Origin of the sequence: Nocardioides sp. LHD-245 (assembly GCF_030929495.1) — a bacterium.
Taxonomy (GTDB): domain Bacteria; phylum Actinomycetota; class Actinomycetes; order Propionibacteriales; family Nocardioidaceae; genus Nocardioides.
In genome coordinates, this window is the sequence record NZ_JAVFWN010000006.1 from 165,363 (window position 1) to 177,115 (window position 11,753).

Below are 11,753 nucleotides of genomic sequence, written 5' to 3' on the forward strand. Positions count from 1 at the left end.
CGAACACTAGCGGAGGGCGCCCCTGGCCGGGGCGCGGGGTGGGTCTTCAGGGACGCGTGGGGCGGGGCGGGAGCGTACAAGGGAGGCTCAACTAGGGTCGGGGCGTGAGCAGCACCCCCGAGGTCTACCTCGACGCGGCCTCGTCCACCCCGCTCCACCCGGCCGCGCGGGAGACCCTGCTGGCCGCCCTCGACCGCGGGTACGGCGACCCGCGGCGCCTGCACGCGGCCGGGCGCGACGCGCGGCTGCTCCTCGACAACGCTCGGGCCGTGGTGGCCGAGTGCCTCGACGCGCGCCCCGACGAGGTGGGCTTCACCGCCTCCGGGACCGACGCGGTCCACCGGGGCCTGCTCGGCCTCACGGCGGCGACGGGACGCAATGGGATCGTGCATGGCGCGGTCGAGCACTCCTCGGTGCTGCACGCCGTGGCCTGGCGGCCTTCCCCCGCGCACGCCGCGATCCCGGTCGACGCGACCGGCCGGGTGGACGTGGGCGCCCTCGTGGACGCCGCGGGCCGCCCGGGAGTCGGCGCGGTCGCCCTGCAGGCGGCCAACCAGGAGGTGGGGACGCTGCAGCCGGTCGACGAGGTCGACGCGCCCGCCGGCGTACCCCTCCTCGTCGATGCGGCGGCCGCGGTCGGCCACGTGCCGCTCCCCCGGCGCTGGGACGCGCTCACCGCGTCCGCGCACAAGTGGGGCGGGCCGGCCGGCGTCGGCGTCCTCGTCGTGCGGCGCGGCACCCGCTGGACCAACCCCTTCCCCGGCGACGACGGGCTCGACCAGCTCGGCGGCTTCCCGAACGTGCCGGCCGCCCTCGCCGCCGCCGCGGCGCTGCAGGCGACCCTGGCGGAGCGCGCGGAGGTCGCGGCCCGCCAGTTCGCGCTGGTCAATCACCTCCGCGGGGCGGTCCGCACCCTGCCCGACACCGAGGTGGTCGGCGATCCGGTGGCCCGACTCCCCCAGCTGGTGACCTTCTCCTGTCTCTACGTCGGGGGCGACGAGATCGTCTCGGCGCTGGCTCGGCGCGGCTTCGGCGTCGCCAGCGGATCGGCATGCACCGCGTCCACCCTCGAGCCGAGCCACGTGCTCGCCGCGATGGGAGCGCTCACCCACGGCAACGTGCGGGTCTCGCTCGGGCGGGACACCACCGCCGATCAGGTGGAGGGGTTCTGCGCCGCCCTCGCCGAGGAGGTCCACCGGATCCGCGCGGAGGCCGGCCTGTGAGCGCCCCCGGCGAGACCCCGGTGACCGAGATCGACTGCCGTGACCTGCCCTGCCCCCGCCCGATCATCGAGCTGGCGAAGGCGCTGCCGTCGGTGGCGGTCGGCGACCTGCTCGCCGTGATCGCGCGGGACCCGGCCGCGCGGCACGACGTACCGGCCTGGTGCCGGATGCGCGGACAGGAGTACGTCGGCGAGGAGGTCGCCGACGACGGCGCGCCCCGCTACGTGGTTCGACGGGTCAGCTGACCTTCAGACGCCGAGGTGCTTGCCGACCTCGTCGGCGGCCTCGTCGCCGTAAGAGTCGCGGATCCGGGCCACGAACTGCTCGTGGGTGAAGTCGTACTCCTGGGTGCCGATCGTCTCGACGACGTAGGCGGCGAGCACGCAGCCGACCTGGGCGGCCCGCTCCAGGGAGGTGCCCCACGAGAGCGCGGCGAGGAAGCCGCCTCGGAAGGCGTCGCCGACACCGGTCGGCTCGACCGCGGCGACGTCCTTGGCGGCCGGGACCTCGAAGGAGGTGCCGTCCTCGGAGGTGACCCGCACGCCGTCCTTGCCGAGCGTGGTGACCTGCAGGCCGACGCGGGCCAGGACCTCCTCGGCGGTCCAGCCGGTCTTCTTCTCGATGACGTGCGACTCGTACTCGTTGGAGAACAGGATCGCGGCGCCGTCGATCAGGTCGCGGATCAGGTCGCCCTCGGCGAACGCGAGCTGCTGGGAGCAGTCGGCGATGAAGGCGTAGCCGCGCTGACGGCACTCCTCGGTGTGCCGCTTCATCGCCTCCGGGTCGTCGGCGCCGATGAGGACGTAGGCCGGAGCGCCGACGCGATCGACGATCGGGGCGAGCTCGATCAGGCTGGCCTCGCTCATCGCCCCGGGGTAGAAGGACGCGAACTGGGCCATGGTGGTGTCGGTGGTGCAGACGAAGCGGGCGGTGTGCTTGCTGTCGGAGATGTGCACGGAGTCGCAGTCGACGCCGTTGCGCTCCAGCCAGGAGCGGTAGTCGGCGAAGTCCTCGCCCGCCGCGCCGACGAGCACCGGCCGCAGGCCGAGCCGGGCCAGGCCGAAACACATGTTGGGGGCCACGCCACCGCGCCGGATCTCGAGGTCGTCGACCAGGAAGGAGACCGACAGCTTGTCGAGCTGGTCGACGACCAGGGAGTCGGCGAACCTGCCGCCGAAGGTCATCAGGTGGTCGGTGGCGATCGAGCCGGCGATCAGGAGGGAGCCCGTGGGTGCAGTCACGATACGGAAGGCTAACCGAGCCGGGGACGGGACGGTGCGGTTGCCTCTGGGTATACCCGAAAGTAACGCCTAGCGTCGATGACATGCCGCCCTACGAGGAGATCGCCACCCCCGCCGAGTTGCATGCGGACTGCCAGGCCGTCAGCCGCCGGCTCGCCGAGGCCGCCGTCAAGGCGACCCGGCCCGCGCCCAGCATCCACTTCGACGAGCAGCCGCGCGAGGTCCCCAAGCGCGACATCGAGATCTCCGAGGCCGCCCAGCGCTTGGCCAACGCCCTGCACCTCCATCTGGACTGACGAGGTTGAGTTGCCACTTTTGACCCGTTGAATTGCCAGTGCCGCACAGGCAACCTGTGCGGCACTGGCAATTCAACGGGTCAAAAGTGGCAACTCAACGCCTCAGTTGAAGGAGTCCCCGCAGGCGCAGGAGCCCGTGGCGTTCGGGTTGTCGATCGTGAAACCCTGCTTCTCGATCGTGTCGACGAAGTCGATGACCGCGCCGTTGAGGTAGGGGACGCTCATCCGGTCGACCACCACGCCCACGCCATCGAAGTCGGTCACGACGTCGCCGTCGAGGGTCCGCTCGTCGAAGAAGAGCTGGTAGCGCAGGCCCGAGCAGCCACCGGGCTGCACCGAGATGCGCAGGGACAGGTCGTCACGACCCTCCTGCTCGAGCAGGCTGCTCACCTTCGCGGCAGCCACCGGGCTCAGGTTGATCTGGTCCTCACGGCGCTCGAAGTCCACGGGCGCCGCGACGGTCGTCGTCGCGCCGGGTGCGTCGTGGCTGTGGCCGCCTCCGCAGCAGCTGTCGCTCATGCTCACTCCAAGGTGTGTCAGGCTGGGTCGTCGTCGGGTTCGACTAGGGGTTCGACTAGCCCAATGGTCGCACAGTCGTGGTTATTCCCCCCACACCAGGACCGGCTTGACGACGGCGCCGGCCTTCGAGTCGGCCACGGCGTCGGCGATCTTCTCGAAGGGGTACGTCGTGACCAGGTGGTCGACGTCGAAGCGGCCGGCCTCGCGCAGCGCGATCAGCTCGGGGATGGTGACCAGTGGGTCCGCCTCCCCCTCGATGGAGGACCGCACGATCTTGCCGGTCTGCAGCAGGTCGATGGCGTCGATGGTGTACTCCGGCGCACCCAGCCCGAGGGCGACCAGCATGCCGCGAGGCCGCAGCGAGCGCTGGGCCTGGAGCACGACCGCCGCGATGGCCGTCGTGTCGATCGCGTACGACGCCCCGCCGGCGGTCAGCTCCCGGACGCGGTCCTCGACGGGCGCCGCGCCCTCCTCGCCGGGGTCGACGGCCGTCGCGCCGTAGCCCTCCGCGATCTGTCGGCGCGCGGCGACCGGGTCGACGGCGACGACGGTCTCCACGCCCGCTCCCCTGGCGGCGGCGATCGCCGCCAGGCCCACCGCGCCGGCGCCGTACACGACGATGCTGTCGCCGGGGGCAGGGTCGAGGACGTTGAGCACGGTGCCGGCGCCGGTCTGGAAGCCGCAGGCGAAGGGGGCCAGCCGGGTCAGGTCGAGGGCCTTGTCGACGACCACGCAGTTGTCGGCGTACGCGAGGGCGTGGCGGGCCAGGCTGGACTGGCCGAAGAAGTTGCCGAAGACCGTCTGGCTGTCGCCGTTCTCCCGGCGACGCTTCATGGTGGTCGAGCCGTCGGCGCGCATGCCCATGTAGTTGAGCAGCAACGACTGCTCGCAGTAGCCGACGTCGCCCGCCCGGCAGGGGCCGCACGCACGGCAGGAGCGGAAGCTCATCACCACGTGGTCACCGACCTCGATGCCGCTCACCGTGGCGCCGACCCGCTCCACGACGCCGGTGCCCTCGTGGCCCACGACGGTCGGCAGCATCTCCTGCGGCAGCATCGCCGGCACGGTCAGGTCGGTGTGGCACAGGCCGGTCGCGACGATCCGGACCAGGACCTCGTCGTCACGGGGATCCTCGAGCTCGACGTCGGCGACGACGAAGTCGCCGCCCGGCTCCTCGACGAGGAAGGCGGTGGTCTTCACGCGTCACGCTCCAGCCAGAAGTAGTAGAGGTCGTCGCTGCCGAAGGTGCCGGCCAGCTTGCCGTTCATGATGCCCATGACGGTGCGGGAGTCGACCTTCTTGAAATGGTCGAGGACCGGCATCTTGTCGTAGACCATCGTGGCGGTGACCTCGCCGCGGAAGCCGACCGGCCACAGCGACGCCTCACCTCCGCCGCCGGCGGCGAGGTTGGAGTACAGCTCGCCGTTCTCGTCGCGACACACGAGCGGCACCGCGGCGAGCGGACTGTCGAACCGCTTGCCGTGCCAGCGCACCTGCCGCAGCACCGTGCTGGCGACGTGCCCCGTGGCGAAGTCGCCCCCGCGCCAGGCCCCGAGCATCTCGTCGACCCGGACGGTCGCGAGATCGGCCCAGAGCGCGTCGAGATCACGGGGAGCCGCATGCTCGGCCGCGCGGAGGTCGTCGAAACGCGTCCTGTTGTCGGTCACCCGAGCAATCTAGAACACGTTCCACTTCTTGGCGAGAGGCGTCAGGTGCCGGGGTTCAGGACGACCACGTCCGCGCCACCCGGGCTGCCAGCTCGGTGAGCGCGCCGGAGGGGTCCGCGAAAGCCCGCTCCTCCCCGACCGCGCCGACGAGGGAGTACGCCGCGTCCATGCCGAGCGCCCTCATCTCGCGGGACCCCACGAGCACCTGCCCGGCCAGGGCCACACACGGCCGGAGCGCCTCGGCGGCGAGCGCGGCCACCCCCGCCGGCACCTTGCCGGCCCGGCTGCTGAAGTCGAAGGCACCCTCACCGGTGATCACCAGATCGGCCGCACGCGCCTGACCGGCGAGGTCCACGGCCTCGGCGACCAGTCCGATGCCCGAGACCCGGGTGCCGCCGAGCAGCATCAGGGCGAAGCCGAGCCCGCCCGCGGCGCCGGCGCCCGGCTCGAGCGCGAGCCGCCGGTCGGTCGCGGCGGCGAAGCTCTCGAGGAAGCCGTCGAGCAGGACCTGGGTCTCCTCGTCGATGCCCTTCTGGGCGCCGAAGGTCTTGCTCGCCCCGAACAGGCCGGTGAGCGGGCTGTCGACGTCCGTCGCCGCGACGAGCTCGACGCCGTCGACCATGCCACGGGCGATGCTCAGGTCCACCCGGGTCACCCCGTCGAGGAAGATCCCGCCCACGTCGAGAGCGACGTCGGCGTCCGCGCCGAGCGCGGCGAGCAGACCGGCGCCGCCATCGTTGGTCCCGGACCCGCCGAGCCCGACGACCACGCGGGTCGCTCCCGCGTCGACCGCCTCCAGCAGCAGCCGACCGACACCGACCGTCGTACCGAACTCGCCGAGCCGGCCGCCGGTGAGGTGTACGCCGCAGACCTGCGCGCTCTCGACGTAGACGGTCTCGCCGACCTTGAGGATCGTGGCCGGCACCTCGTGGCCCTGCGGCGCCTCCCCGACGACCGCCAGCAGCTCGCCGCCGAGGCTCGCGTGCAGGACGTCGACGAACCCGGGCCCGCCGTCGGACATCGGCGCCAGCACGATCTCGTCGTCCGGGGCGTGTCGGCGCCAGCCGGCGGCGATCGCCTCAGCTGCCTCGACCGCCGTCAGCGTGCCCGCGAACTTGTCGGGGGCCACCAGGATCCGCATGGGTCACATCATGGTGGACATCTGCCGTCGCCGGCATCCGGACCTGCGGATCGGCGACGGCGGCCCCGGCGGCGTACCTGCACCACGGGGCGCTGCCGCAGCGCTCCCCCGTCAAACTAGACTGACGGGATGACCACCGTGGACCTTCCGCTGCTGCCGCTCGGCCGTGGCACGGACCCGCTCTCCGAGCGGGGCGTCGAGTGCCCCGGCGACCTGCCGGCACCGTCCGACCCGGACCTCGTGGCGCGCGCCCGCGCCGCCAAGGAGAAGCTGGGCGAGCGGCTGTTCGTGCTGGGGCATCACTACCAGCGTGACGAGGTCATCCAGTTCGCCGACGTGACCGGTGACTCGTTCAAGCTGGCCCGCGATGCCGCAGCCCGGCCGGACGCGGAGTTCATCGTCTTCTGTGGCGTGCACTTCATGGCGGAGTCGGCCGACATCCTCACCGGTCCCGAGCAGAAGGTGATCCTGCCCGACCTCGCGGCCGGCTGCTCGATGGCCGACATGGCGCGGATCGCGCAGGTCGAGAAGGCCTGGGAGGCGCTGGCGGCGGCCGGTGTCCAGGACTCCGTCGTTCCGGTGACCTACATGAACTCCAGCGCCGACATCAAGGCCTTCTGCGGCCGCAACGGCGGCGTCGTGTGCACCTCCTCCAACGCCGAGGCCGCCCTCGACTGGGCCTTCCAGCAGAAGGGCGTGGACAACAAGGACACCAAGGTCCTGTTCCTGCCCGACCAGCACCTCGGCCGCAACACCGCGGTCCTGCAGCTGGGCTTCGAGCTCGACGAGTGCGTCGTGTGGAACCCCCACAAGCCCAACGGCGGGCTGAGCGCCGAGGAGCTGGCGGGCGCCCGGATGATCCTGTGGAAGGGGCACTGCTCGGTCCACGGGCGGTTCTCCGCCGATGTCGTCGACGAACTGCGCACCAAGGTGCCGGACCTCAACGTCCTGGTGCACCCCGAGTGCCAGCACGAGGTGGTGCTCAAGGCCGACCTGGTCGGCTCCACCGAGTTCATCATCAAGACCATCGAGGCGGCACCCGCCGGCTCCAGCTGGGCCATCGGCACCGAGCTCAACCTCGTGCAGCGCCTGGCCGACGCGCACCCGGACAAGAACATCATGTTCCTGGACCGCAACGTCTGCTACTGCTCCACGATGAACCGGATCGACCTGCCCCACCTCGTGTGGACCCTGGAGAACCTCGTCGAGGGTGTCGTGGCCAACCAGATCGAGGTCGACCCGCAGACCGAGGCCGACGCGCTGACCGCCCTGCAGCGGATGCTGGACCTCCCCGGCCTGGAACACAAGGGAGGGGCCCATCGTGACTGAGCCGCTGCCCCCCTGCCCGGAGTGCTCGAGCGCGTACACCTACGAGTTGGGCGACCTGATGGTCTGCCCGGAGTGCGCCCATGAGTGGTCGCCCGCCGAGGCAGCGGCGGCGGACGTCGTACGTGACGCCAACGGGAAGTCCCTCGCCGAGGGCGACGACGTGATCGTGGTCAAGGATCTCCCGGTGAAGGGGGCGCCCAAGCCGATCAAGTCCGGCACCAAGGTCCGCGCCATCCGCCTCGTCCCTGCCGAGGCCCGGGTCGGCGGCCACGACATCGACTGCAAGGTCGACGGGTTCGGACCGATGCAGTTGAAGTCCAGTCTGGTCAGGAAGGCCTGAGCGTGTTCAAGCGCACCAAGTCCCCCGCCACCGCGGAGCAGACCGCTCCCGACGGCAAGGCCGGCGGCAAGGGCCGTCCGACGCCCACGCGCAAGGAGGCCGAGGCGGCGGCGAAGGCACGCGCCAAGGGCCCGCGCGATCGCAAGGACGCCTCCCGCCGCCAGCGTGAGTTCCGCGCCGAGGAGAGCCGCAAGATCCGCCAGGGCATGAAGAACGGCGACGAGCGCTACTTCCTGCCCCGCGACAAGGGCCCGGTGCGCCGCTTCATCCGCGACTACGTCGACCGGCGCTTCTCGATCGTCGAGATGGTCATCCCCCTGATGATCATCGGCCTGATGCTCGGCTACACGGGCAGCTCCGCGCTGGCCCAGGCCAGCAGCATGATCCTGCTCGCCACCGTGCTGTTCGTGGTGACCGACATGATCCTGCTGCGGTTCCGGCTGCGTCGCGAGCTGGGCCGCCGCTTCCCCGGCCAGTCGCTCAAGGGCACGACCTACTACGCCCTGACCCGGTCGATGCAGATGAAGTTCATGCGTCTGCCGAAGGCGCGCGTGAAGATCGGTCAGCCGCTGCCCGAGGACTACGACAAGTAGGTTCCTCGGCGTGAAGGTCATCGCCGCGCTGCACGGTCCCGGATCCGCCCTGCTCGACCCCGCGTTCCGCGCGGAGGTTGCCGCGACCGGGGCCAGCCGGCTCCAGGTCAACGTCGACGACGACGCCGTCGCGGGCGCGATGCGGTTCGGTCCGGACGCGCCGATCACGGCGATGGTGTCGGTGTGGACCGACGGCACCCCGCGGACCCTTCTCGACGTCGTACGACGGCACGACCCGGCCGCGCACGCGTGGTCCGTCGCCGAGCGGGAGCCCCTGGTCCCGCCCGGCGTGCCGGACGGCGAGCGTGCCGACGCCCTGGCCAACCTCGCCTTCCTGCGCCGGCCGGAGACGATGCCGCACCCCGTGTGGCTGGCCGACTGGCTCGAGCGGCACACGCAGGTGGCGATCGCCACCCAGGGCACCTTCGGCTACGTCCAGAACCCGGTCCTCGAGCACCTCACGCCCGGTGGCGGTGACGTCGCCGGGATCGTCGAGGAGCTGTTCCCGATGGCCGCGCTGACCGACCGACACGCGTTCTACGGCAGCGGCGGCGACGAGGAGGAGCTCCAGCGCCGGTTCACGACGCTGATGGACAGCTGCGCGCGCTTCGGCGCGGCGGACGGCCTCGATCTGGTGCCGACCAGCCGCTACGTCTTCGCCCTCTGACCCGGCGTACGTCCTCGCCGCGGCCCGCTCAGCCGAGGATCTCCGAGCGGCGTGGCGAGCGGGTCAGGGTCGGATCGGTGGTGACGACACCGTCGAGCGCCCGGTCGATGGCGGCCAGCGTGTCGGCGTCGAGGCGCACGCCGGCGGCCTTCACGTTCTCGGTGACCTGCTCGGGACGACTGGCTCCGATGATCGCGGCGGACACGTTGTCGTTCTGCAGCACCCAGGCGACGGCGAGCTGGGCGAGCGAGAGCCCCGCCTCCTCCGCGATCGGCGCCAGCAGCTGCACCCGCTCGAGCACGTCGTCGCGCAGCCAGCGACCGATGTCGTTGGCGCCGCCCTTCTCGTCGGTGGCCCGCGATCCGGCCGGCGGCGCCTGGCCCGGACGGTACTTGCCGGTGAGCACGCCCTGGGCGATCGGCGACCACACGATCTGGCCGATGCCGAGCTCCTTGGAGGTCGGCACCACCTCGGCCTCGATCACCCGCCAGAGCATGGAGTACTGCGGCTGGTTGGAGATCAGCGGCACCCGCAGCTCGCGCGCCAGGCCGGCGGCCGCCCGGATCTCCTCGGCACGCCACTCCGAGACTCCGATGTAGAGCGCCTTGCCCGACCGGACGACGTCGGCGAACGCCAGCATCGTCTCCTCCAGTGGCGTCTCGTGGTCGAAACGGTGGGCCTGGTAGAGATCGACATAGTCTGTGCCGAGCCGGCGCAGCGAACCGTCGATCGACTCCATGATGTGCTTGCGTGAGAGGCCGTGGTCGTTGTGGCCGCCGGGCCCGGTCGGCCAGAAGACCTTCGTGAAGACCTCCAGGCCCTCCCGCCGCTCCCCTGCCAGGGCCTTGCCCAGCACGGTCTCGGCCGCGGTGTTGGCGTAGACGTCCGCCGTGTCGAAGGTCGTGATCCCCTCGTCGAGCGCGCGACGCACGCACGCCAGGGCGCCCTCCTCCTCGACCTGGGAACCGTGCGTGATCCAGTTGCCGTAGGCGATGGCTGAGATGCGGAGGCCACTCGCCCCGAGGTTGCGAATCTCCATGGGTTGACCCTAGTGCGCCGGACCACATCGGCGTCCTGCCACACTGACCGGCATGGTCGCTGCTGACGTGTCCGTTCGGGTCGCCTGGCCGGCCGACGCCGGCGGGATCGCCGCGGTCCAGCTCCGGGCCTGGCAGGAGCGGTACGACGACGGGGTGGCCGGCCTCACCGAGCGCGGCCTCGACGCCGCCACCCTCGCGAGTGCCTGGCAGCAGTCGCTGGCCAGGCCGCCGGAGGCCCGGCACCGGGCGCTGGTGGCGCTGGCCCGCGACCGGGTGGTCGGCTTCGCCGTGACCGGCCCCAACCCCGACCCGGACGCCGACGGGGCCGTCGACGGTGAGATGGCGGAGTTCACCGTCGACCCGGCCGAGACCCGCGCCGGGCACGGCTCCCGGCTGCTCCAGGCCTGCGTCGACACGCTGGTCGCGGACGGGTTCACCCGCGCGGTGTGCTGGCTGGACGCGACCGACGACGTCTTCCGGGCCTTCCTGACCGAGTCCGGCTGGGCACCCGACGGCGCGAGCCGTGAGCTCGCCGCCGAGGCCGGGACCGGCTCGGTCAAGCAGGTCCGGCTCCACACCGCGCTCGCCTGAGGCCCCATGAGCGGCGAGGAGGTGCGGCGGGCCGTCGTACGCGACAGCCTGGGGGTCGCCATCGCGACCGGCACCTACGGGCTGAGCTTCGGCGCCGTCGGCGTCGCCTCGGGCCTGGACGTGGCGCAGACCTGCGCGCTGTCGCTGGTCATGTTCACCGGGGCCTCGCAGTTCGCGCTGGTCGGCGTCCTCGGCTCGGGCGGCACGCCCCTGGCCGGCGCGCTCACCGCCCTGCTGCTCGGCACCCGCAACACCCTCTACGGCCTCCGGATGGCCCCGCTGCTGGGCTACCGAGGCTGGCGCCGGCTCGCGGCCGCCCAGGTGCTCATCGACGAGTCCACGGCGATGAGCGTGACCCGGCCCGACCGGAGCCTGGCCCGCACCGGCTTTCTCACCACCGGGCTCACCATCTTCGCGCTCTGGAACCTGACCACCCTCGTGGGCGCGGTCGCCGGCGAGCAGCTCGGCGACCCGAAGGACCTGGGCCTCGACGCGGCCGTGGGCGCGGCCTTCCTCGCCCTGCTCTGGCCACGTCTGAGCACCCCCGTCCTGCGGGTGACCGCGGTGCTGGCCGCGCTGGTCGCCGCCGGCGCGGTGACGGTCACGCCGGCCGGCGTACCCGTGCTCGTGGCGGCGGGCGTCGCCGTACTCGTCGCGGCGCTGGCGCCGCGCCCTGCCCGGCAGCCGGAGGACGCGCCGTGATCTGGTGGGCGGTCCTCGGTGCCGGCATCGGCTGCTACCTGCTCAAGCTCGTCGGCCTCTCCGTCCCGGCCCGCGTGCTCGGCAACCCGCTCGTCGCCCGGATCGCCGACCTGATCCCGGTCGCCCTGCTCGCCGCCCTGGTGACCGTGCAGGTGCTCGCCGCACCCGAGGGACGCGCTCTCACGCTGGACGGGCGGGTGCTCGCCCTGGGCGTGGCGGTCCTGCTGCTGCTCGCCCGGGCGCCCTTCCTGGTGGTGGTCTTCGGCTCCGCCGTGGCCGCCGCCCTCGTCCGCCTGCTGTAGCGACCGCGGCGCGGCAGCCCGGCGCCCCCGGCCGGCAGCGTGGCGCCCCGCGCCGGCAGCGTGGCGCCCGCGCGCCGGCAGCGTGGCGCCCGCGCGCAGCGC

The 11,753-nt window shown here is 72.3% G+C and carries 16 protein-coding genes; 10 read left to right on the forward strand and 6 right to left on the reverse strand.

Features of this window, described 5'->3' with window-relative positions; translation table 11 throughout:
* Nucleotides 1–104: 104 nt before the first annotated feature.
* Entirely contained in the window at nucleotides 105–1,223 is a 1,119-nt protein-coding gene (locus tag RB608_RS11395) for an aminotransferase class V-fold PLP-dependent enzyme (RefSeq protein WP_308088016.1), read from the forward strand.
* Complete coding sequence (locus RB608_RS11400; RefSeq protein ID WP_308088017.1) at nucleotides 1,220–1,468, forward strand: sulfurtransferase TusA family protein; 249 nt, start codon at nucleotides 1,220–1,222, stop codon at nucleotides 1,466–1,468. Before RB608_RS11395 ends, RB608_RS11400 begins: the two co-directional genes overlap by 4 nt.
* 3 nt (nucleotides 1,469–1,471) lie before the next feature.
* On the opposite strand, the gene RB608_RS11405 is transcribed toward RB608_RS11400, so the two are convergent.
* A complete protein-coding gene (locus RB608_RS11405) occupies nucleotides 1,472–2,407 on the reverse strand; it encodes a carbohydrate kinase family protein (protein WP_308088202.1) in 936 nt (311 codons plus the stop codon).
* A 140-nt stretch (nucleotides 2,408–2,547) separates the two neighbouring features.
* Here RB608_RS11405 and RB608_RS11410 point away from each other — a divergent pair, with 140 nt between their 5' ends.
* Nucleotides 2,548–2,760, forward strand: a complete 213-nt coding sequence (locus RB608_RS11410; protein WP_308088018.1) for a hypothetical protein — start codon at nucleotides 2,548–2,550, stop codon at nucleotides 2,758–2,760.
* A gap of 102 nt (nucleotides 2,761–2,862) precedes the next feature.
* Here RB608_RS11410 and RB608_RS11415 read toward each other — a convergent pair whose 3' ends face one another.
* From RB608_RS11415 to RB608_RS11430, 4 genes are all read right to left on the reverse strand, one after another.
* Nucleotides 2,863–3,279 carry an iron-sulfur cluster assembly accessory protein gene (locus RB608_RS11415; protein WP_308088019.1) on the reverse strand — a complete coding sequence of 139 codons (417 nt, stop codon included), beginning with the start codon at nucleotides 3,277–3,279 and terminating at the stop codon, nucleotides 2,863–2,865.
* 81 nt (nucleotides 3,280–3,360) lie between these two features.
* Complete coding sequence (locus RB608_RS11420; protein WP_308088020.1) at nucleotides 3,361–4,479, reverse strand: NAD(P)-dependent alcohol dehydrogenase; 1,119 nt, start codon at nucleotides 4,477–4,479, stop codon at nucleotides 3,361–3,363.
* The gene (locus tag RB608_RS11425) at nucleotides 4,476–4,946 is read right to left on the reverse strand and encodes a DUF4334 domain-containing protein (RefSeq protein WP_308088021.1); all 471 of its coding nucleotides are present in this window, start codon (nucleotides 4,944–4,946) and stop codon (nucleotides 4,476–4,478) included. Before RB608_RS11425 ends, RB608_RS11420 begins: the two co-directional genes overlap by 4 nt.
* 55 nt (nucleotides 4,947–5,001) lie before the next feature.
* On the reverse strand, nucleotides 5,002–6,087 hold the full coding sequence (locus RB608_RS11430) for a glycerate kinase (protein WP_308088022.1): 1,086 nt from the start codon (nucleotides 6,085–6,087) through the stop codon (nucleotides 5,002–5,004).
* A 129-nt stretch (nucleotides 6,088–6,216) separates the two neighbouring features.
* On the opposite strand from RB608_RS11430, the gene nadA reads away from it, so the two are divergent.
* The 4 genes from nadA to RB608_RS11450 are packed head-to-tail and all read left to right on the forward strand — an operon-like array spanning nucleotide 6,217 to nucleotide 9,016.
* A complete protein-coding gene (gene nadA, locus RB608_RS11435; RefSeq protein WP_308088023.1) occupies nucleotides 6,217–7,416 on the forward strand; it encodes a quinolinate synthase NadA in 1,200 nt (399 codons plus the stop codon).
* Nucleotides 7,409–7,756: a zinc ribbon domain-containing protein YjdM gene (locus RB608_RS11440; protein ID WP_308088024.1), complete on the forward strand. Its 348-nt coding sequence runs from the start codon at nucleotides 7,409–7,411 to the stop codon at nucleotides 7,754–7,756. Before nadA ends, RB608_RS11440 begins: the two co-directional genes overlap by 8 nt.
* A 2-nt stretch (nucleotides 7,757–7,758) precedes the next feature.
* Nucleotides 7,759–8,349, forward strand: a complete 591-nt coding sequence (locus RB608_RS11445) for a DUF3043 domain-containing protein (RefSeq protein WP_308088025.1) — start codon at nucleotides 7,759–7,761, stop codon at nucleotides 8,347–8,349.
* A 10-nt stretch (nucleotides 8,350–8,359) separates the two neighbouring features.
* Nucleotides 8,360–9,016, forward strand: a complete 657-nt coding sequence (locus RB608_RS11450; protein WP_308088026.1) for a hypothetical protein — start codon at nucleotides 8,360–8,362, stop codon at nucleotides 9,014–9,016.
* Nucleotides 9,017–9,044: 28 nt separating this feature from the next.
* Here RB608_RS11450 and RB608_RS11455 read toward each other — a convergent pair whose 3' ends face one another.
* The gene (locus RB608_RS11455; protein WP_308088027.1) at nucleotides 9,045–10,055 is read right to left on the reverse strand and encodes an aldo/keto reductase family protein; all 1,011 of its coding nucleotides are present in this window, start codon (nucleotides 10,053–10,055) and stop codon (nucleotides 9,045–9,047) included.
* Between the two features lie 52 nt (nucleotides 10,056–10,107).
* Here RB608_RS11455 and RB608_RS11460 point away from each other — a divergent pair, with 52 nt between their 5' ends.
* From RB608_RS11460 to RB608_RS11470, 3 genes are read left to right on the forward strand one after another with little or no spacing between them, the layout of a single operon-like run.
* Nucleotides 10,108–10,647 (forward strand): GNAT family N-acetyltransferase, encoded by a 540-nt coding sequence (locus tag RB608_RS11460; RefSeq protein ID WP_308088028.1) that lies wholly within the window; start codon nucleotides 10,108–10,110, stop codon nucleotides 10,645–10,647.
* A 6-nt stretch (nucleotides 10,648–10,653) separates the two neighbouring features.
* Entirely contained in the window at nucleotides 10,654–11,349 is a 696-nt protein-coding gene (locus tag RB608_RS11465; RefSeq protein WP_308088029.1) for an AzlC family ABC transporter permease, read from the forward strand.
* Nucleotides 11,346–11,651 (forward strand): AzlD domain-containing protein, encoded by a 306-nt coding sequence (locus RB608_RS11470; RefSeq protein WP_308088030.1) that lies wholly within the window; start codon nucleotides 11,346–11,348, stop codon nucleotides 11,649–11,651. Before RB608_RS11465 ends, RB608_RS11470 begins: the two co-directional genes overlap by 4 nt.
* Nucleotides 11,652–11,753 lie beyond the last annotated feature (102 nt).

What these genes read in the sequence shown, in the direction of transcription:
- RB608_RS11405 (WP_308088202.1), bottom strand. Translation starts at nt 2,407, where the DNA reads ATGACCTTCGGCGGCAGGTTCGCCGACTCCCTGGTCGTCGACCAGCTC.
- RB608_RS11410 (WP_308088018.1), top strand. Translation starts at nt 2,548, where the DNA reads ATGCCGCCCTACGAGGAGATCGCCACCCCCGCCGAGTTGCATGCGGAC.
- RB608_RS11415 (WP_308088019.1), bottom strand. Translation starts at nt 3,279, where the DNA reads ATGAGCGACAGCTGCTGCGGAGGCGGCCACAGCCACGACGCACCCGGC.
- RB608_RS11430 (WP_308088022.1), bottom strand. Translation starts at nt 6,087, where the DNA reads ATGCGGATCCTGGTGGCCCCCGACAAGTTCGCGGGCACGCTGACGGCG.
- nadA (WP_308088023.1), top strand. Translation starts at nt 6,217, where the DNA reads ATGACCACCGTGGACCTTCCGCTGCTGCCGCTCGGCCGTGGCACGGAC.
- RB608_RS11455 (WP_308088027.1), bottom strand. Translation starts at nt 10,055, where the DNA reads ATGGAGATTCGCAACCTCGGGGCGAGTGGCCTCCGCATCTCAGCCATC.
- RB608_RS11460 (WP_308088028.1), top strand. Translation starts at nt 10,108, where the DNA reads ATGGTCGCTGCTGACGTGTCCGTTCGGGTCGCCTGGCCGGCCGACGCC.
- RB608_RS11465 (WP_308088029.1), top strand. Translation starts at nt 10,654, where the DNA reads ATGAGCGGCGAGGAGGTGCGGCGGGCCGTCGTACGCGACAGCCTGGGG.